Origin of the sequence: Aeromicrobium sp. Root472D3, from assembly GCF_001426485.1 — a bacterium.
GTDB lineage: Bacteria > Actinomycetota > Actinomycetes > Propionibacteriales > Nocardioidaceae > Aeromicrobium.
In genome coordinates this window covers 2,658,354-2,677,843 of record NZ_LMET01000001.1, presented here as the reverse complement: position 1 = coordinate 2,677,843, position 19,490 = coordinate 2,658,354, and the positions used below count along the sequence as shown (strand labels likewise).

The 19,490-nt window shown below is 70.8% G+C and carries 14 protein-coding genes; 7 read left to right on the top strand and 7 right to left on the bottom strand.

The features are described from left to right. Positions 1-44: 44 nt before the first annotated feature. Both ASD10_RS13170 and ASD10_RS13165 read left to right on the top strand, forming a co-directional pair. Positions 45-1,493 carry an RNA polymerase sigma factor gene (locus ASD10_RS13170; protein WP_082556195.1) on the top strand — a complete coding sequence of 483 codons (1,449 nt, stop codon included), beginning with the start codon at positions 45-47 and terminating at the stop codon, positions 1,491-1,493. Between the two features lie 151 nt (positions 1,494-1,644). Then, on the top strand, positions 1,645-3,138 hold the full coding sequence (locus ASD10_RS13165; RefSeq protein WP_056609135.1) for a phospholipase D-like domain-containing protein: 1,494 nt from the start codon (positions 1,645-1,647) through the stop codon (positions 3,136-3,138). An 88-nt stretch (positions 3,139-3,226) separates the two neighbouring features. Here the strand turns inward: ASD10_RS13165 and ASD10_RS13160 are convergent, their stop codons facing one another. After that, a complete protein-coding gene (locus tag ASD10_RS13160) occupies positions 3,227-3,496 on the bottom strand; it encodes a hypothetical protein (protein WP_082556194.1) in 270 nt (89 codons plus the stop codon). Positions 3,497-3,661: 165 nt separating this feature from the next. On the opposite strand from ASD10_RS13160, the gene ASD10_RS13155 reads away from it, so the two are divergent. Beyond that, on the top strand, positions 3,662-5,722 hold the full coding sequence (locus tag ASD10_RS13155; protein ID WP_056609131.1) for a type IIA DNA topoisomerase subunit B: 2,061 nt from the start codon (positions 3,662-3,664) through the stop codon (positions 5,720-5,722). Positions 5,723-5,899: 177 nt separating this feature from the next. On the opposite strand, the gene ASD10_RS13150 is transcribed toward ASD10_RS13155, so the two are convergent. Genes ASD10_RS13150 through ASD10_RS13130 form a run of 5 tightly spaced genes read right to left on the bottom strand, consistent with a single transcriptional unit; the run spans position 5,900 to position 13,517 of the window. Next, entirely contained in the window at positions 5,900-8,029 is a 2,130-nt protein-coding gene (locus tag ASD10_RS13150; RefSeq protein WP_056609130.1) for an acyltransferase family protein, read from the bottom strand. Then, entirely contained in the window at positions 8,029-8,523 is a 495-nt protein-coding gene (locus ASD10_RS13145; RefSeq protein ID WP_056609128.1) for a carbonic anhydrase, read from the bottom strand. Before ASD10_RS13145 ends, ASD10_RS13150 begins: the two co-directional genes overlap by 1 nt. A gap of 30 nt (positions 8,524-8,553) precedes the next feature. Continuing rightward, complete coding sequence (locus ASD10_RS13140) at positions 8,554-10,317, bottom strand: MFS transporter (protein WP_056609126.1); 1,764 nt, start codon at positions 10,315-10,317, stop codon at positions 8,554-8,556. Positions 10,318-10,324: 7 nt separating this feature from the next. Next, the gene (locus tag ASD10_RS13135; protein ID WP_056609124.1) at positions 10,325-11,032 is read right to left on the bottom strand and encodes an LppX_LprAFG lipoprotein; all 708 of its coding nucleotides are present in this window, start codon (positions 11,030-11,032) and stop codon (positions 10,325-10,327) included. A gap of 4 nt (positions 11,033-11,036) precedes the next feature. After that, positions 11,037-13,517, bottom strand: coding sequence for a DNA topoisomerase (ATP-hydrolyzing) subunit A (locus ASD10_RS13130; RefSeq protein ID WP_056609122.1), 2,481 nt, complete (start codon positions 13,515-13,517; stop codon positions 11,037-11,039). A 119-nt stretch (positions 13,518-13,636) separates the two neighbouring features. On the opposite strand from ASD10_RS13130, the gene ASD10_RS13125 reads away from it, so the two are divergent. From ASD10_RS13125 to ASD10_RS13110, 4 genes are read left to right on the top strand one after another with little or no spacing between them, the layout of a single operon-like run. Next, a complete protein-coding gene (locus tag ASD10_RS13125) occupies positions 13,637-16,330 on the top strand; it encodes a bifunctional GNAT family N-acetyltransferase/acetate--CoA ligase family protein (protein ID WP_056609119.1) in 2,694 nt (897 codons plus the stop codon). After that, positions 16,330-16,896 (top strand): DUF5998 family protein, encoded by a 567-nt coding sequence (locus tag ASD10_RS13120; protein WP_056609117.1) that lies wholly within the window; start codon positions 16,330-16,332, stop codon positions 16,894-16,896. Before ASD10_RS13125 ends, ASD10_RS13120 begins: the two co-directional genes overlap by 1 nt. Then, positions 16,893-17,996, top strand: a complete 1,104-nt coding sequence (locus tag ASD10_RS13115; RefSeq protein WP_235501871.1) for an alkaline phosphatase family protein — start codon at positions 16,893-16,895, stop codon at positions 17,994-17,996. The genes ASD10_RS13120 and ASD10_RS13115 overlap by 4 nt, the downstream gene beginning before the upstream one ends. A 38-nt stretch (positions 17,997-18,034) precedes the next feature. Then, positions 18,035-18,700 (top strand): SDR family NAD(P)-dependent oxidoreductase, encoded by a 666-nt coding sequence (locus tag ASD10_RS13110; RefSeq protein ID WP_056610544.1) that lies wholly within the window; start codon positions 18,035-18,037, stop codon positions 18,698-18,700. A gap of 78 nt (positions 18,701-18,778) precedes the next feature. Here the strand turns inward: ASD10_RS13110 and ASD10_RS13105 are convergent, their stop codons facing one another. After that, positions 18,779-19,444: a thymidine kinase gene (locus ASD10_RS13105; protein ID WP_056609115.1), complete on the bottom strand. Its 666-nt coding sequence runs from the start codon at positions 19,442-19,444 to the stop codon at positions 18,779-18,781. Between the last annotated feature and the right edge of the window lie 46 nt (positions 19,445-19,490).

Below are 19,490 nucleotides of genomic sequence, written 5' to 3'. Positions count from 1 at the left end.
CACAGGCCTCTTTGTTGCGCCCTTCTACCGTTTGTGAGGTTGACGTGCCGGTGAATCCCGCTTCTTCATCACGACTCCGGGCCGTCACGAAGCTCCTCCCGGGCTCGTCCGACGACCATTCCTCAGAGAACCCTGAGAGCGATCAGGCCCCCGCCGAGAAGGCGCCGGCAGCCAAGAAGACCGCTGCCAAGAAGACCTCAGCGACACCCGTCCCAGCCCCTGCGAAAACAGAAACGACCGTGACGAAGACTTCAGCCACCACCGCCAAGAAGACTCCCGCCGTCAAGGCTCCCGCCAAGAAGGCGGCGGCGAAGAAGACCGCCGCCAAGAAGGCGGCGGCCCCCGAGGAGGAGGGCAGCGTGCCAGCTGCCGTCGACCTCGCGGACGCGCTCGAGACCCCGGCCGTCGGTGACGCCGCGGCGGTGGACGCGCAGGGCAAGAAGATCCTGCCCGACATCCCCGACGAGGAGTTCGAGAAGGACCTCGCGACCGATCCGACGCTGAAGGAGGACGAGAAGTCGTCCTACACGCTGTCGGCGGCCGACGAGTCCGACGAGCCCGTCCAGCAGGTCATGGTCGCGGGCGCGACGGCCGATCCGGTCAAGGACTACCTCAAGCAGATCGGCAAGGTCTCGCTGCTGACCGCCGGCCAGGAGGTCGAGCTGGCCAAGCGCATCGAGGCCGGTCTGTTCTCGGAGGAGAAGCTCGGCAAGGGCGGACGCATCTCGCCCAAGATGACCGAGGAGCTCGAGTGGATCGTCATCGACGGTCGCCGGGCCAAGAACCACCTGCTCGAGGCCAACCTGCGCCTCGTCGTCTCGCTGGCCAAGCGCTACACGGGTCGCGGCATGCTGTTCCTCGACCTGATCCAGGAGGGCAACCTCGGCCTGATCCGCGCGGTCGAGAAGTTCGACTACACCAAGGGCTTCAAGTTCTCGACCTACGCGACGTGGTGGATCCGCCAGGCGATCACCCGCGCGATGGCCGACCAGGCCCGCACGATCCGCATCCCGGTCCACATGGTCGAGGTCATCAACAAGCTCGCCCGCGTCCAGCGCCAGATGCTGCAGGACCTCGGCCGCGAGCCCACGCCCGAGGAGCTCGCGATCGAGCTCGACATGACGCCCGAGAAGGTCGTCGAGGTGCAGAAGTACGGCCGCGAGCCGATCAGCCTCCACACCCCCCTCGGCGAGGACGGCGACTCGGAGTTCGGCGACCTGATCGAGGACTCCGAGGCGATCGTCCCGGCCGACGCGGTGTCGTTCACGCTCCTGCAGGAGCAGCTGCACGCCGTGCTCGACACGCTGTCCGAGCGTGAGTCGGGCGTCGTGTCGATGCGCTTCGGCCTGACCGACGGTCAGCCCAAGACGCTCGACGAGATCGGCAAGGTCTACGGCGTGACGCGTGAGCGCATCCGTCAGATCGAGTCCAAGACCATGAGCAAGCTGCGTCACCCGTCGCGTTCGCAGGTCCTGCGCGACTACCTCGACTGACGGTCGCTCAAGGCGCGCACGGGCACCCTGGTCAGGGTGCCCGTGAGCCGCGTCCTATTGAGTTAGACTGTCGCGACCATCCACGAGCGTCTCGGAGAGCAAACCTGTGCACACATTCGGCGGATCACGGCGCGTAGCCCGCGCTCTCGGGGTGGCCCTCCTGGCGGGAAGCGTCGTGCTCGGCATGACGTCGATCGCCTCGAGCGCTGAGGACGTCCCCACCGACACCTCCGCGACCGAGACGACCCCGGCCAGCGGCGACGGCGTCACCGTCGGCACGCCGGCCGCGTCCGTCAAGGCCGCCGCCGCGCCGTGGGGTCCGGACTACCCGGTCACGCTGGAGTCCAACTTCTCCAGGCCGTACCGCGCCGTGACGAGCTCGCGCAACGGTGACTTCACCCTGCTCGACGACCTCGAGCGCATCATCCGCGGATCGTTCATCGACCCTCGCTCCGGCAAGTACCTGCCCAAGGCCACCCGCCGGGCCAACACGGTCTACCTGTCGATCTCGCAGATGCCCGAGTCCAAGCGCGTCGGACGCACCCTGATCCAGGCCGCCAAGGCCGGTGTCCGCGTGCGTGTCATCCACGGCCGCGCCACGCAGTCGTCGGCCTCGCGGGCTCTCCGCAAGGCGCTCAACAAGAGCAACCTGCGCGACTCGTCGTTCAAGATCTGCGCCAAGGGCAAGAGCCTCGCGTGCCTGTCGAGCCTCAACGGCGCGATCATGCACTCCAAGCTGCTGCTGGTCAACAACACCTTCACGCGCGACAACAAGCCCGCCAAGGGTGCGATCTGGTCGGGCTCGGCCAACCTGGGCGGCCGCAGCGCCGAGCAGACCTACAACAACGGTCTGACGATCTACAACGACACCAAGATGTGGCAGCAGACGTCGCAGCTCTGGAAGGACATGTGGGCCGAGCGCAACATCGGCAACGACTACCTGAACTACGTCCGGAAGAACTCGACCCGCTACGGCTACCCGACGGCGGACGCCCGGGCGGCGGGCTACACCGAGGGCTATGCCAAGTACGGCATGTTCTACTCCAACCTCGCCAACGCCACGATCTACGCCACGCCGATCCGCGCGACGCCGACCAACGGCAAGGACCCCGTCCTCAACCTGCTGAACCGGGTGCAGCCCGACAGCCAGTGCCGCATCCGCCTGCAGCACAACCGTTTCAAGTACCGCCGCATCGCGGTGGCCGAGAAGCTCGTCGAGCTGTCCAACGGCGGGTGCAAGATCAGCGCCGTGGCCTACGAGGACGACCTGAAGGTCAACCGCAAGCTGCACTGCCAGCAGCTGATCCGCATCTGCCGGCCCATCCTCGACGTCCTCAAGACGTCGAGCCAGCGCATCGACGTCGCGTGGGCCAAGCCGCACGACAAGACGATGCTCGTCGACGCCAAGCTCGGCCCCAACCGCCTCAACCCCGAGGAGGTCGCACCCGACGGCACGGGCAACTGGCCCGCCGGTGGCGTGCGGATGAAGATGGTCCAGGCCGGTTCGGCCTCGCTGACCGGCTCGAACCTCGTCGCGAGCGACGAGATCACGACCGAGACGACCGACCCGTCGATCTACGAGGACTACCTCGAGCACTGGAAGGCGATCCTCAAGTCGCACGAGTACAAGGCGTACGCCTACTAGGCACCCGCCACGGGACCACGAGAAGAGCCGGCCAGATCATCTGGCCGGCTCTTCTGGGTTCGGGGGTGGGGTGGGTCGTGCTGGCTGCTCAGACCTCGTCGGCCACCGGGGTGGTCGATCCGGAGAGGCGCTCGCTCTCGTCGTGGATGAGCGCGGACATCTCGCGCAGCTTCTCCTCGTGCTGGCGGGCGTGGTGAGCGCAGAACAGCAGCTCGCCACCTCCGCCGAGCGTCACGCGGACGTACGCCTGAGCGCCGCAGCGGTCGCAGCGGTCGAGGGAGCTCAGCTTGGGGGCTGTCAGTGTTGTCACGGTGACCTTCTCTCTGAGCCATCGGCGGGGGTGTACAGAAGTCAACATCCAACCACGGGGTCGTATTCCGTGTGGTCGTTCGTGACCTATGACATAGATACTCCCCGGCGGGTGCAAACCGGGGCAGGCGCGCGGGCTGCGGAGCGTGTCAGACGACGTCACGTCGGCCCCGCTGACTAGGCTGGGCACGGTCATCGTCTCGAGAAGGAACCCATCATCGACAGCACGTACGACGCCCGCAACCTCCTGGTCCTCGAAGGTCTCGAGGCCGTCCGCAAGCGTCCCGGCATGTACGTCGGCTCGACCGACACCAGGGGCCTCATGCACTGCCTCTGGGAGATCATCGACAACTCGGTCGACGAGGCGCTGGGCGGGCACGGCTCGCACATCCTGGTGGCACTGCACGCCGACGGCTCGGTCGAGGTGCACGACCAGGGGCGTGGCGTGCCGGTCGACGTCGAGAAGAAGACCGGGCTGACGGGCGTCGAGGTCGTCTACACCAAGCTGCACGCCGGCGGAAAGTTCGGCGGCGGCTCCTACGTCGCGACGGGCGGTCTGCACGGCGTCGGCGCCTCGGTCGTCAACGCGCTGTCGTCGCGGCTCGACGTCGAGGTCGACAAGGGCGGTGCCACCTGGGCGATGTCGTTCCGCCGCGGCGAGCCCGGCGTCTTCGACGGGGACGGACCCGACGCTCCGTTCACGCCGGGCAACGAGCTGCGCAAGGTCGGCAAGGTCGCCAAGGCCCGCACCGGCACCCGGGTGCGCTACTGGGCCGATCCGCAGATCTTCATCAAGGGCGCGAAGTTCGCCTACGACGAGCTGGTGTCACGGGCGCGGCAGACCTCGTTCCTGGTGCCGGGCCTCGAACTCGTCATTCGCGACGAGCGGGGCGACGAGCCCCACGAGGAGTCGTTCCGGCACGACGGCGGCATCGCCGAGTTCTGCGAGTTCCTGGCACCCGACGAGCCGGTCTCCGACGTGCTGCGGCTGCAGGGCGAGGACGTGTTCACCGAGACCGTCCCGCTGCTCGACGCCAAGGGCCAGATGACGCCCCAGGACATCGAGCGCACCCTGGGCGTCGACGTCGCGGTGCGATGGGGCACGGGGTACGACACGCACGTGAAGTCGTTCGTCAACATCATCGCGACGCCCAAGGGTGGCACGCACGTCAACGGCTTCGAGCGGGCCGTCACCAAGACGTTCAACGAGACGCTCAAGACCACGCGCCTGCTGAAGGCCGGCGACCCCGACGTCATCAAGGACGACGTCCTCGAGGGGGTCACGGCGGTCGTCACGGTGCGTCTGGCCGAGCCCCAGTTCGAGGGGCAGACCAAGGAGGTGCTGGGCACGCCCGCGGTGACCAAGATCGTCAACCAGGTCGTCGCGCGCGAGCTCAAGGCGTTCCTCAACGCCACGAAGGCCGCCGACAAGGCCCGCGCTCGCCTGGTGATGCAGAAGGTCGTCGACGCGTCGCGCACCCGCCTGGCCGCCCGCCAGCAGCGTGACACGCAGCGCCGCAAGAACGCCCTCGAGTCGAGCGCGCTGCCGGCCAAGCTGGCCGACTGCCGCAGCAACGACGTCGACCGGTCCGAGCTGTTCATCGTCGAGGGCGACTCGGCCCTCGGCACCGCCAAGTCGGCTCGCGACTCCGAGTTCCAGGCGCTGCTGCCGATCCGCGGCAAGATCCTGAACGTCCAGAAGGCCAGCATCGGAGACATGCTCAAGAACGCGGAGTGCTCCTCGATCATCCAGGTCGTCGGGGCGGGGTCGGGTCGCACGTTCGACGTCGACGCCGCCCGCTACGGCCGCATCATCTTCATGGCCGACGCCGACTCCGACGGCGCGCACATCCGCTGCCTGCTGGCGACGCTGTTCTTCCGCTACATGCGCGACCTCGTCGAGGCGGGCCGCGTGTACACCGCCGTGCCGCCCCTGCACCGCATCGAGCTCACCAACCCCAAGAAGGGGCAGGACAAGTACCTGTACACGTACTCCGACCCCGAGCTGCAACGCACGATGGCCGAGCTCAAGCGCAAGGGCGTGCGCTGGAAGGAGCCGGTCCAGCGCTACAAGGGCCTGGGCGAGATGGATGCCTCCCAGCTGGCCGAGACCACGATGGACCCGCGGCACCGCACGCTGCGACGGCTGACCGTCGACGACGCCGAGGCCGCGGGCGACGTGTTCGAGCTGCTGATGGGCAACGAGGTGCCGCCCCGCAAGGAGTTCATCGTGCAGGGCGCCTACGAGATCGACGCCGACATGATCGACGCGTGACGCTGACGTCGTCCTCCGACGTCGACGCCGGTCTCGGGCGCACCGTGCCGCTCTGCTCGCGGACCGTCGTTCGGTCACGCCGCACCTCGCCGAGAGCCACACCTCGTCCGCGCGCCACCCGCACGACGGCGACGTGACCCGTGCGTCATCGGTGCCGCACCTGCCCCGCGAGCTCGGCTAGCGGCTGCGGGGCGTGAGCAGGTCGTCCTGGTCGAGCAGTCGCTCGATGTAGGGCGTCATCGTCGTCATGTAGGTCTTGCTGATGTGGCTGCGGTCGCGGTACACGTTGACGCCGCCGATCACGGCGGGGCATGACGAGTCGGTGCAGTAGTAGCTGGTCAGGTCGAGCAGCGTGCTGCCCTCCACCTGCTCGGTGGCCTTGATCAGCGGGTCGTAGTTCGGGAACGCCTCGTCGCGCGGCAGCGCGCAGCTCGACGACGTGATCTCGCTCTGACGCGCCAGGCACTCGTTGGTGTTGGCCGGTTGGTAGGGGTTGTCGCGGACCGCGACGACGGGGATGCCGCGCCCGGTCATGGTGCGCCAGGTCTCGGCGAAGCCCGCGACCTGGTCGTCGGGCCCGGTGGCGGGGCGCGGGTGGGCCAGTGCACCCGTGACGATCACGTCGATGTCGTCGGCATTCGCGTCGAGCCAGGTCGCGACGCTGTCGCGCCACGTGTAGCAGTCGTCGGCGATCGCGCGGTCGTCGTTGGGGTGCGGGTTGGTCGACCACGTGCACCCGCCCTTGACCTGTGCGGCCAGGTAGATGCGCCCCTGCTCGGCCATCGTCACGAACGGCGGCAGGAGGGAGCGGGCGTGCGAGTCGCCGATGACCAGGACGTGCGGCAGCGACGCGTCGCCCTTGTCGCCGAACGTGCACGTGTCGGTGGCCCGGTCGGTCGACGCGCACCCCGGGTAGTTGGCGTCGTCGCGCTTGATCGCGGTGGTGTCGGGCACCAGGAGCCCGTCGAGTGCGGGGTTGTCGCAGGCGGGGCCGGGCGCCATCGACGCGGCACCGAAGCACCGGGGCGCGTCGGAGGCGACCTCGGCGGTCAGCTGCTCGGCCCGGTCGGCGGCGGCGTCGGCGCTGCGGATGCCGCCCAGGCAGGCGGCGGCGATCGCCGCCGCGCCCACCGCGGTGAACGCGAACGTGACGGTGCTGCGCTGGATGCCGAGACGTCGCCCGGTGCGCACCGGGTCCTCGACGAACCGCTTCGTCAGCGCCGCCGCGCCGAAGGTCGCGACCAGGATCGCGACGCGCGGCCAGAATCCCAGGTCGTGCCCGAGCACGACCGGCAGCAGGACGATCGGCGGCCAGTGCCACAGGTACAGGGGGTACGAGATGTCGCCGGTCCACTGCACGAAGCGGGTCTCGATCAGACGGCGAGGGGAGAACCGCGAGGCGGGCATCCCCACGACGATGACTGCGACGGTCGCGAGCACCGGCAGCAGCGCCGCGAGCCCCGGGAAGGGGGTCGAGCCCGTCAGGAACAGTCCGCAACCGAGCAGGACGAGCAGGCCGGCCCACGACACGAGGGCGGCGACCGGCGCGGGCAGCAGGGGGGCGGTCGAGGCCCGGCGTCCCTCCGACGCGCGCAGCGTCAGCAGGGCCAGCAGGGCGCCGGCGCCGAACTCCCAGGCGCGGGTGAAGGTCGAGAAGTAGGCGTAGGAGACGTTCTCGTACGTCAGCCACCACGAGTACGCGAAGCTGGCGACGGTCGCGACCGCGACCACGGCGGTGACGGTCGGCAGCTGGCGCAGGCGCAGCCGGGCGGCGAGCAGGACGGCCGCCAGCACCAGCAGCGGCCACGCGACGTAGAACTGCTCCTCGACCGAGAGGGTCCAGTAGTGCTGGGCGACGCTGGGCGCGTTCTCGGCGGCGAGGTAGTCGACCGCGTCGGCGGCGAGCCGCCAGTTCTGGACGTACAACGCGGACGACATGATCTCGCGGAAGTTCTGCGCCCAGTTGAGCTGCGGCACCCACACGAACACCGCGACCGCCGACGTCGCGAGCACCAGGTACGCCGCGGGCAGCAGGCGGCGGGCGCGGCGGGCCCAGAACCGTCCGAGGCGGACCCGACCCGTCGACGCGGCCTCGCGGGCCAGGTGCGACGTGATCAGGAAGCCCGAGATGACGAAGAAGACGTCGACGCCCATGAAGCCGCCGGGCAGGCGGCCGGGCCACAGGTGGTACAGGACGACCAGCAGCGCCGCGCCGGCGCGCAGTGCCTGGATCTCGGGCCGCAGCGGTCGCGGGGTGCGAGCCGGCGGCCCCGTGGTCGTCGCGGGTGACGTGGGGGTCACCGGCATCAGACGATGGGCTCGAGCAGTCCGCTGTCGACGTCGTACAGGAAGCCTCCGACCGACACCGCGTCACCGATCAGCGGGTGGGTCTTGACGCGGATCACGTCGGCCTCGATCGTGCGGCGCTGGTCGTCGATCGCGCCCAGCGTCATCCACTCGGCGTCGCGGCCCGCGCTCTCGGTGAGCCGCTGCTTGAGCTCGTCCTCGGACGACGACGCCATGGCGCAGCGGGTGTGCTCGACCACGAGCACGCGGTCGACGTTGAGCAGGTTGACGCCCAGCACCAGTGCGACGAGGGCCTGGTCGGTCACGCGGCCGCCGGGGTTGCGCAGGATCTTGGCGTCGCCGGCCTTCAGGCCGATCATGTTGAGCGGGTCGATGCGCGAGTCCATGCACGTGACCATCGCGACGCCCGCGCGGGCGATGCCGTCGAAGCCGGCGAGCGAGAACGAGTCGGAGAAGGACCGGTTGGCGGCGAGCAGGTCGTCGAAGTCAGCCATGGCACCAGCGTAACCAGCGGCGCCGCGTCGTCACGCCTCAGCCCGGGACGTGTCGTGCGTCGGTCGCAGCAGCACGAGGGCCAGCACCGCGGCGATGACGGCGCAGGCGGCCGCTCCGACGAACACGGCGTGGAGCTGCGCGATGCCGGCGTCGCGCACCGCGTCGCGGTAGGCCTGGCACAGGGTGCCGCCCGCCCCGCACAGCCGGTCGACCGACGGTATGCGGTCCGAGGCGTCGTAGAACGCGCGCAGGCCGATCGTCGTGAGGGCCGAGATGCCCAGCAGCATCCCGACCATGCGGGCCACGATCAGCAGGGCCGACGAGACGCCGTGGACGGCGTCGGCCGTGTGGGCCAGCAGGACCGCGTTGACGGGTGCGATGGCGAGCCCGAAGCCGAGGCCCGCGAGCACGAGCGACCAGGTCTCGACCTGGCTCGCGAGCGACGTGGCGTCCCACGTCGACATGTGCCAGAACGCGATGGCGCTGAGCACCATCGCGACCGCGGTCAGGACGTGCGCCGGCACCTTGCGCAGCAGCCACCCCCCGAGCAGGGCGCCGACCGGCAGCGCCACCAGGAAGCGCACCAGCACCAGCGCCGCGTCGAGCTGCGAGTCGCGGTACACCGTCAGGCGGGCGAAGAACGGGATGTCGACCAGGGCGGCGATCAGCGCGGCGCCGACGAAGAACGACACGACGATCGCCCCCCACGCCGGACGTGCCCGCAGGGCGCCGCGCGGCACGAGCGGACGAGCCGCGCGGCGCTGGCGCAGCACGAAGCCGGCTGCGGCCACGACCGCGACCGGGACGAGCCACGGGGCGTCGGGGGAGACCGCGCCGCTCTCGGGCTCGGCCGAGGCGAAGGTGAGGATCACGGCGCCGAGGGCGACCGTCAGCAGCGCGGCTCCCCACAAATCGGTCTCGCGGGCCAGGGCCGGCCAGGCACGCCAGTCGACCAGTGGACGGCGGGCCGTCGCGAGCCGCAGCACGAGCAGCACGACCAGGCCGAACGTGACGAGTGCGAGCGGCGTCAGCCACCGGGAGTCACCCGTGACCGGCAGGTAGGCGCGTCCGATCTCGACATCCTGGACGAGCCGGGTCGGCGCGGCCATGACGAGCGCGACGCCCGCGAGGGCCAGGACGGCGAGGGTCGCCCCGGGCCAGTCGAAGCGGCCCGTCGACGGGTCGGGACGGCCGGCGACGTCGATCGAGGAGGCGCGACGCAGCGGCAGGATCGCGGCGACCAGCACGAGGCCGATCGCGCAGTTGAGCCAGAAGATGGCCCGCCAGTCGCCCACCGCGAGGACGACCGCGCCGTAGAGGGGCCCCAGCACGCTGCCGAGCTCCTGCACCGCCCCGACCACGCCCAGCGGCATGCCGCGACGGTGCGGCGGCCAGAGGTCCGCGACGAGCGCCAGGGTGGGCGGGATGAGCCCGCCGCCGCCGATGCCCTGGATCAGCCGGCCCGCCACGACGGTCTCGAGGTCGTACGCCGCAGCCGTCACGAGCGAGCCGACCGCGAACACCACCAGCGAGCCGATCAGCACCGGCACGCGGCCGCGCAGGTCGGAGATGCGGCCGATCAGCGGCAGGATCGCGACGTAGCCGAGCAGGAAGCCCGAGACGATCGGGGCGGCCCGCTGCAGCTCCTCGGTGCCGAGGCCGACCGACGTCATCATCTCGGGCAGCGCCAGCACCACGACGTACGTGTCGGCGGCGGCGAACGAGATGGCGACGGCCGCGAGCGCCAGGAGCGTCCTGGACGCCGGCGTGACGGTGCGCCCGGACGTCGTCATGTCGCGGTCAGGGAGCGGTAATCGTCACGGGGGTGTCGGACGTCTCGAGCGACACGGTGTAGGTGACCTTGTCGCCGCCGGGGTAGAACGGTCCGCTGATCGTCGCGTCGCGCAGCTGGTCGTCGTCGTCGAGGCGGTACGTCACGGCGAAGTCCTGGTCGGCCGCGGCCGACGGGATGATCGTCGCGACGACGCTGCCGGGCAGGGTGCCCTTGATCGACGTCAGCACGTCCTGGCCGTCGCGGGACTGGCCGTCCTCGGCGAGGTCCTCGGTGCTCGTGAGGATCGAGGTGATGCCGCCGTCGACCTGCAGCAGCGCGGCCGGGTCGGGCGCCTTAAGGTCGGCCGGGTCGATCGGCGCGAAGTCGGGCGTGAAGCCGGTCTTGGCGTAGACCGTGCCACCCGTCGCGACGACGTCGGCGCCGAGGCTGGCGCCGCCCGTCACGACCGTGACCTTGCCCTCGAACGCGGGGGAGTGGTTGCCCTTGCCCGTGGCCGAGAGCAGGCCCGTGACGCCGTCGGGCACGCTCTTGGTCGACAGCGAGATGTCGATGGTCTCGGCGGTGTCGAGCGTCGTCTTGGCGTCGGCGAGGCGGGTCGCGAGGTCGCCGCCCCCGCCTCCGTCGGAGCCGTCCGAGGAGTCGGACGAGCCGGTGCAGCCGCTGAGCAGCAGACCGGCGGCGAGCAGGGCGGGGAGCAGGTGTCGGGTGCGCACGGGCTCAGTCTCCCACGACGTCGGCGGGTGCGGCGTCGACTCCGAGATGGGCCGACGGGGGGCCCGCGACGGCGGCGATCGGCTGGGCCACGGGGACGCCCGAGCCGTCGCGTCGGTCGCTGACGGCGGGCAGGTCGACCGCGGTGCCGCTGGTGGCCGACGCCATCGGGACCCCGTCGCCGACCCAGGCCAGCAGCAGGCCGTCCTCGCCCTTGAGCAGCCGCTGGCAGCGGACGCCGCCCGTGGCACGACCCTTGGGCGGGTAGATCGACATCGGGCTGACCTTGACGGCACCCGTCTGCGTGCCGGGCAGCGCGCTGCTGGAGCCCGCGACCGTCACGACGTGGGCGGCGTCGACGTCGGCGACGGCACCGAAGAACACGGCGGACTGGCCCGCCGCGAGCTTGATGCCCGCGACGCCGCCGCCGGAGCGGCCCTGGGGCCGCACGAGGGAGGCGGAGAAGTACAGCAGCTGGGCGTCGGACGTGACGAAGACGAGCTGCTCGTCGCCGGTGGCCAGGGGAACCGCGCCGACCAGCGCGTCGCCGTCGGCGAGCGAGATCAGCTCCCAGCGGTCGCGGCCGAGGTGATCGGGCCGCACCCGCTTGACGACGCCCTGCCGGGTGCCCAGCGCGATGCCGGGGCCGTCCTCGTCGAACGTCATGAGCGCCAGGGCGGGGGAGTCGAGCGGGACGATCTCGGTGATCGGCAGACCGCCCTGCAGGTGCGGCGAGTGGGCCCCCGGCGGCAGCGCGGGCAGCTCCAGCACGCTGATGCGGCGGACGCTGCCGTCGGCCGTCACGATGCCCACCTCGCCGCGGGCCGTGCTGCGGACCGCCGAGACGATCGTGTCGTGCTTGACGCGGCGGTCGACCGCGCCGATCGGCGAGTCGTCGGAGGTGCGGGCCAGCAGGCCCGTGGCCGACATCAGCACCCAGCACGGGTCGTCGGGCACCTCGAGGGGAGCTGCGGACGTCGCGGTCTGCCCCGACGACTCCAGCAGCACGGTGCGCCGCGGCGTGCCGAACGTCCGGGCCATCTCGCCGAGCTCGTCGCCGACGACCCCGCGCAGCACCTGCTCGTCGCCGAGGATCGCGTCGAGCTGCTCGATCGTCCGGCGCAGGTCCTCGGCCTCCTTCTCGATGTCGATGCGCGACAGCCGGGTCAGGCTGCCGAGGGTCCGGTTGAGGATGTAGTCGGACTGCGCCTCGCTGAGGTCGAACACCGACATCAGCCGCTCCTGCGCGGCGGCCCGGTCGTCGCTGCTGCGGATCAGCTGGATGACCTCGTCGATGTCGACCAGGGCGAGCAGCAGGCCGTCGAGCAGGTGCAGCCGGTCGGCGGCCTTGCCGCGACGGAACGCCGTGCGTCGACGGACCACCACGATGCGGTGCTCGAGGTAGACCTCGAGCATCTGCTTGAGGCCCAGGGTGCGGGGCTGGCCGTCGACCAGCGCGACGGCGTTGATGCCGAACGAGCTCTCCATCGGGGTGCTCTTGAACAGCTGCGCGAGGACGGTCTCGGGGATGAAGCCGTTCTTGACCTCGATGACCAGGTGCAGGCCCTTGTGGCGGTCGGTCAGGTTGGTGATGTCGGAGATGCCCTGCAGCTTCTTGGCCTGCACGAGCTTCTTGATCGCCTCGATGACCTTCTCGGGGCCGACGTTGTAGGGCAGCTCGGTGACGACGATGCCCTTCTTGCGGGGCGTCACGTTCTCGATGCGGGTCGAGGCGCGCATGCGGAACGAGCCGTTGCCGGTCGCGTACGCGTCGCGGATGCCGTCGAGGCCCACGATCTTGCCGCCGGTCGGCAGGTCGGGGCCCGGCACGAAGCGCATCAGGTCGTCGAGATCGGCCTTCGGGAACGCGATCAGGTGACGCAGGGCCTGCACGACCTCGACGAGGTTGTGCGGCGCGATGTTGGTCGCCATGCCGACCGCGATGCCGCTGGCCCCGTTGACCAGCAGGTTCGGCAGCGCCGCCGGCAGCACGACGGGCTCGAGCTCGCGACCGTCGTAGTTGGGCCGGAAGTCGACGGTGTCCTCGGTGATCGAGGCCGTCATCGCCTCGGCGGCGGCGTCCATGCGGATCTCGGTGTATCGCATCGCGGCGGGAGGGTCGTCCTGCGAGCCGAAGTTGCCGTGCCCGTCGGCCAGCGGCAGGCGCAGCGACCAGGGCTGGACGAGCCGCACGAGCGCGTCGTAGATCGAGCTGTCGCCGTGGGGGTGGAAGCGGCCCATGGTCTCGCCGACGGGGCGGGCGCTCTTGACGTGCCCGCGGTCGGACCGCAGCCCCATGTCGTCCATGGTGTGCAGGAGGCGGCGCTGGACGGGCTTGAGCCCGTCGCGGGCGTCGGGCAGGGCGCGCGAGTAGATGACGGAGTACGCGTACTCGAGGAAGCTCGATCGCATCTCGTCGCCGACGTCGGTGTCGAGGATGTGCTCCTCGAAGTCCTCCTCGGGTGCCGGCTTGCTGCTGCGGGCCATGCCGTCCTCTCCAGTCGTGCCAGGGGCGTGGGCGTGCGGGTGCCGCCGACCCATTTTGACGGGTCGGCGCGCGCCGGGCACCACCGCCACGCCGGGGCCGGACCCGATAGGTTGGGGACGTGACCAGTCAGGCGAGCTCGTTCGAGCACTGGGAGGCCGACGTCCTGCTCAAGGACGGCCGGGTCGCCCAGCTGCGGCCCATCCACGAGGACGACGCCGACCGGTTCATCGAGTTCTACGCCCGCGTCTCCGACGAGTCCAAGTACTTCCGCTTCTTCGCGCCGTACCCGACGCTGTCCGACCGCGACGTCAAGCGGTTCACGACGGTCGACCACGACCGTCGCGTCGCGTTCGTCGTGACGCTCCACGCCACGATCATCGGCGTCGGGCGCTACGACGCCGTCAGCGACGACGAGGCCGAGGTCGCCTTCCTCGTCGAGGACGCGCAGCAGGGGCGCGGGGTCGGCCAGCTGCTGCTCGAGCACCTCGCCCAGGCCGGGCGCGAGCGCGGCATCCGGCGTTTCGTCGCCGACGTCCTGCCGTCCAACGCCCGCATGCAGCAGGTGTTCCGCGAGATGGGCTACCAGATCGAGGGCGCGATCGAGGACGGCGTGCAGCGCCTGACGTTCCAGATCGAGTCGACCGACGTCGCGATCGGCGTGATGCAGGCCCGCGAGCAGCGTGCCGAGGCCGCCTCGATCGAGCGCATCTTCAAGGCCCGCAGCATCGCCGTGATCGGCGCGAGCCGGCGTCAGGACTCGATCGGCCAGGCCATGGTGCGCAACCTCGTGCTGGGCGACTTCGGCGGCAGCGTCTACGCCGTCAACTCCAACGCCGAGGCGGTCTCGGGGCTCCCGGCCTACAAACGGGTGCAGGACATCCCCGGCGAGGTCGACGTCGCGATCGTCGTCGTGCCGGCCGAGTCGGTCAACGACGTCGTGCTCGACTGCGCCGCCAAGGGCGTCCACGGTCTCGTCGTGATCTCGGCGGGCTTCGCCGAGGAGGGCCCCGAGGGGCGCCAGCGGCAGCGCGCACTGCTCGGGCTCAGCCGGTCGTACGGCCTGCGCCTCATCGGCCCCAACTGCCTCGGCATCATCAACACCGCGCCCGACCTGCAGCTCAACGCCTCGCTGTCGCCGAGCATGCCCCCGCAGGGTCGCGTCGGCTTCTTCTGCCAGTCCGGGGCGCTCGGCACCGCGATCCTCGAGTCGGTGTCGCGACGCGGGCTGGGCCTCTCGACGTTCGTGTCGGCCGGCAACCGCGCCGACGTGTCGGGCAACGACCTGCTGCAGTACTGGCAGGAGGACGACTCGACCGAGGTCATCCTGCTGTACCTGGAGTCGATCGGAAACCCCCGCAAGTTCTCGCGCATCGCGCGCCGCGTGTCCGCCACCAAGCCGATCGTCGCGGTCAAGTCGGGGCGCTCGACGCAGGGCGTCCCGGTCGGGCACACCGTCGCGCGCACCTCGGCGCCCCAGTCGGCGGTCGACGCGATGTTCCGCCAGGCCGGGGTGATCCAGGTCGACACCCTCGACGAGATGTTCGACGTCGCGCAGCTGCTGGCCCACCAGCCGCTGCCGCGCGGCAACCGCATCGCGATCGTCGGCAACTCCGACGCCGTGGCGCTGATCGTCGCCGACGCCGCGTCGGCCGCCGGCCTGCAGGTCACCGAGCCCGTCTCGCTCGGCGCCAACGCCAACGCCGACGACTTCGAGGAGGCCATCGAGGCCGCGATCGCGCGCCCCGACACCGATGCGCTCGTCGCGGTCTACATCCCGCCGCTCAACACGTCCGGCGAGGACGTCGCCAACGTGCTCGCCGCGATCGGCGAGCAGTCCGACAAGCCGATCGTCTCGACCTTCCTCGGCACCGAGGGCGTGCCGGTGCTGCTGCGGGTGCCCGACCTGCTCGGCGGCTCGGCCGGACGCGGCTCGGTGCCGTCGTACGCCGCCCCCGAGTCGGCCGTCCGCGCGCTGGCCCGCGTCGTCAACTACTCCGAGTGGGCCGCCCGCGACCACGGCGAGTTCCACCTCGCGCTCGACCACCGCACGGGCGACGCCCGCGCGCTGGTGCGCGACGTGCTGCGCCAGGCGCCGCGCGGCGCGATCCTGTCGACCGAGCAGGTGCACGCCCTGCTGGCCTGCTACGGCATCGACATCTGGACGTGGATCAACGTGCACGACCGCGACGAGGCGATCGCGGCCGGCGAGACCCTCGGCTGGGACGTCGTCCTGAAGGCCGGCAGCGAGCACCTGCGCAGCCGGCCCGACATCGCGCACATCTGGCGCGGCATCCAGAACGCCCAGGAGATGGGCGACGCGTGGGACCAGCTGACCGGCTGGACGGGCATGCGCAAGGACACCAAGTTCTTCGTGCAGCGCGTGGCCCCCGAGGGCGTCGCGGTATCGTTCAGCGTCAGCGAGGACCCGCTGTTCGGCCCGCTCGTCTCCTTCGGCCTCGCGGGCGCCCCGAGCGAGCTGCTCGACGACCGCGCCTACGGCATCCCGCCGCTGACCGACCTCGACGCCGAGGCCATGATCAAGAACCTGCGCTCGGCGCCGCTGCTCTACGGCTACCGCGGCTCCGAACGCGTCGACGTCGACGCGCTGCAGGACATCATCGTGCGCCTCGCGGCCATGAAGGACGACCTGCCCGAGATCGCCGAGCTCGACCTCGAGCCCGTCACGGTGCACGCCGACGGCTTCACGGTGCTGAGCGCCCGGGCCAAGGTCATCCCCTCGGCCGACCGTCGCGGCGAGTGGTACGTGCGCCGCCTCAGCCAGCCCGCGGCCACGGGGGATACGCTCGCGTGATGACTGCCGACCACACGGCCTCGCTGTTCGACGAGGTCTCCCGCAGCGGCTACTACCCCGAGATCGTGGCGGCGGGCCTCCGCGACGCGCTCGCCGACGAGGTCGTCGACGGGTACGTGCTGCACCACGAGCCCACGTTCGACCGCGACGAGATCCGCCGGCACATGACGGTGCTGGCCCTGACGCCCAGCCGCCTGATCCTCGTGCACACCGACGAGCACCCCGGCGACGACCTGCTGCCCAAGCCGTACACGTCGACGACGTCCGAGGCCGTCGCCCTCAGCCAGGTGCGGTCGGTCGTCGTGACGCGCATGGTCACCTCGACGTCGAAGAATCTCGAGGAGGCGCTCCTGACGATCGGCTGGGGAGCCGTGTCGCGCGTCGAGCTCGAGCCGGCCCGCTGCTCCGACCCCGAGTGCGAGGCCGACCACGGCTACTCGGGCAGCGTCACGGGCGACGACTTCTCGCTGCGCCTGGCGGCCGCGGGCGACGGCGGCACCGCGGTCGAGCGTCTGCTCGCGTTCGCCCGCACCCTGTCGGCGGCCACGAGCGGACGGATCGGGTGACGGGGCCCGGCCTCGCCGGACGCCGCACGATCGACCAGATCATGCCGTCGGTCGGCGCGGCCCTCGGAGCCACCGGCTTCGACAACACGCTGGGCCTGCCCGACGCGCCCCGCTACGTCGTGTTCCTGGTCGACGGGCTGGGGCTCGACCTGCTGCGCGAGCACGCCGACGCCGCACCGTTCCTGTCGTCGCTGCACAACGTCGACGACGTCGTGTGCGGCGTGCCGTCGACGACCGTCACGAGCCTGACCTCGCTCGGCACCGGCGTCCGCGGCGGACAGCACGGCGTCGTCGGCTACACGTCGCGCGTGCCCGAGACGGGCCGACGGCTCAACTCCCTCAAGTGGGACCAGCCGCTCGACCCCGCCGTCTGGCAACCGATCCCGACGGTCCTGCAGCGCCTGCAGCAGGCGGGCATCTCGGCATCGTCGGTCAACGACGCGAAGTTCGAGGGCACGGGGCTCACGGTCTGCAGCCAGCGCGGCGTGCCGTTCCACGGCATCAACTCGGTCTACGAGCGCCTCGACGTCGTCGTCGACGTCATCGAGTCGGCACCGCGCTCGGTCACGTACGCCTACGAGTCGCGCCTCGACCACACGGGCCACGGCAAGGGCTGCACGTCGCGCGAGTGGCGCGAGATGCTGACGACGATCGACACCGAGCTCGCCGAGCTGCGCGACGAGCTGCCGCGCGACACGGTGCTCGTCGTCACAGCCGACCACGGCATGATCGACCTGCCGTTCGAGAACCGCTTCGACGTCGACACCGAGCCGCGCCTGCTCGACGACGTCGACCTGCTGGCCGGCGAGGCGCGCTTCCGTCATCTCTACACCCGTCCCGGTGCCGCCGACGAGGTCGCCGACCGCTGGCGGACGATGCTGGGCGACCGGGTCGAGGTGCGCACGCGCGACGGCCTCGAGGACTGGTTCGGCCCGATCTCGCCGCGGGTCGGCGGACGCATCGGCGACGTCGTGGTGGCCTCGCTCGGTGACTTCGCGGTGTTCTCGTCGCGCGAGTTCGCGATCGAGCTGAAGATGACGGGCTTCCACGGCTCGATCACCGAGCCCGAGCTGCGCATCCCGGTGCTCGTCGGCTCCTGAGCGTGCATGCCCGCCGTCCGATCGGGTACTCCACGCCCATGACAACCATCGCGATCATCGGAGCAGGCAAGGGACTGGGCGCGGCTGTCGCCCGTCGATTCGGCGCAGAGGGATTCGCCGTCGGACTCATCTCACGACACCAGGGACGGCTCGACGCGCTCGCCGCCGAGCTGTCGGCCGAGGGCGTCCAGGCACAGGGCTTCGCGGCCGACGTCCGCGACCCGGCCTCGATCGCCGCGGCCCTCGAGCAGGTGACCGAGACGCTCGGCCCCATCGAGGTGCTGCAGTACAGCCCGCTGCCGCAGAAGGACTTCATGCGTCCCGTGCTCGAGACGACGCCCGCCGACCTGGTCGGGCCCATCGAGTTCTCGGTCTACGGTCCCGTCGCCGCGGTGCACCAGGTGCTGCCGGGCATGCGGTTCCTCGGCGAGGACAAGGGCACGATCCTGTTCGTGAACGGCGGCTCGGCGGTCAAGCCGGGGCGCAACGTCACGGGCACGTCGATCGCGTTCGCGGGGCAGGCCGCCTACGTCGAGCTGCTGCACGAGGTGCTGGCCGAGGAGGGCATCCACGTCTCGCAGCTCATCATCGGCGGGCAGATCATCGAGGGCGACGACGAGAAGGGCCCCGACGTCCTGGCCGAGCACCTGTGGAACCTGCACGACAAGCGCGACACCTTCCGCCAGCAGATCAGCGAGGACTGAGCGACGCCGCCGGGCCCGACGTCCTCGCCGACACGCCGGCCGCGTGTCTGCCGGGACGTCGGGCCCGGCGGGCACGCGTCAGTCGAAGGGGAGCAGCTCGGGCTCGGTCAGACGACCGGTCGCGCGGGCCCGGGCCACGGTGAGCGCGTGGCGGTGGTGCTGACGGCACAGCACCTCGTACGCGACCTCGGGCGGCTCGTCGACCGAGTCGGCCTCCTCGACGTCGCCGACCACGACGACCTCGCCCTCGGTCACCATGACGCCGTTCTCGGTGCGGGCGTTGTGCGTGGCGCGCTGGCCGCACCAGCACAGCGCCTGCACCTGCAGCACCTCGGTGCGGTCGGCCAGCTCGACCAGACGTGCGGCACCGGGGAACAGGCGGGTGCGGAAGTCGGTGAGGATGCCGAAGCAGAACACGTCGATGCGCAGCTCGTCGACGATCATCGCGAGCTGCTCCACCTGTGCGGGGGAGTAGAACTGGGCCTCGTCGCAGATCAGGTAGTCGACCTTGGTGCCCCGCGTGAGGGCGTCGACGACGTACGTCCAGAAGCTGAAGTCGTCGTCGACCTCGACCGCGCTGTGCGACAGGCCGAGGCGGCTGGTCAGCACTGCCGTGCCCGTGCGGTCGTTGCTGACGAAGATGATGCCGGCGCGACCGCGGGCGGCGTGGTTGTGGTTGGTCTGCAGCGCGAGGGTCGACTTGCCGGCGTCCATCGTGCCGGTCCAGAACATCAGCGCTGCCACGGAGATGATTCTGTCACTGACCACGCGCGAGCGGACGCCCGCCCGT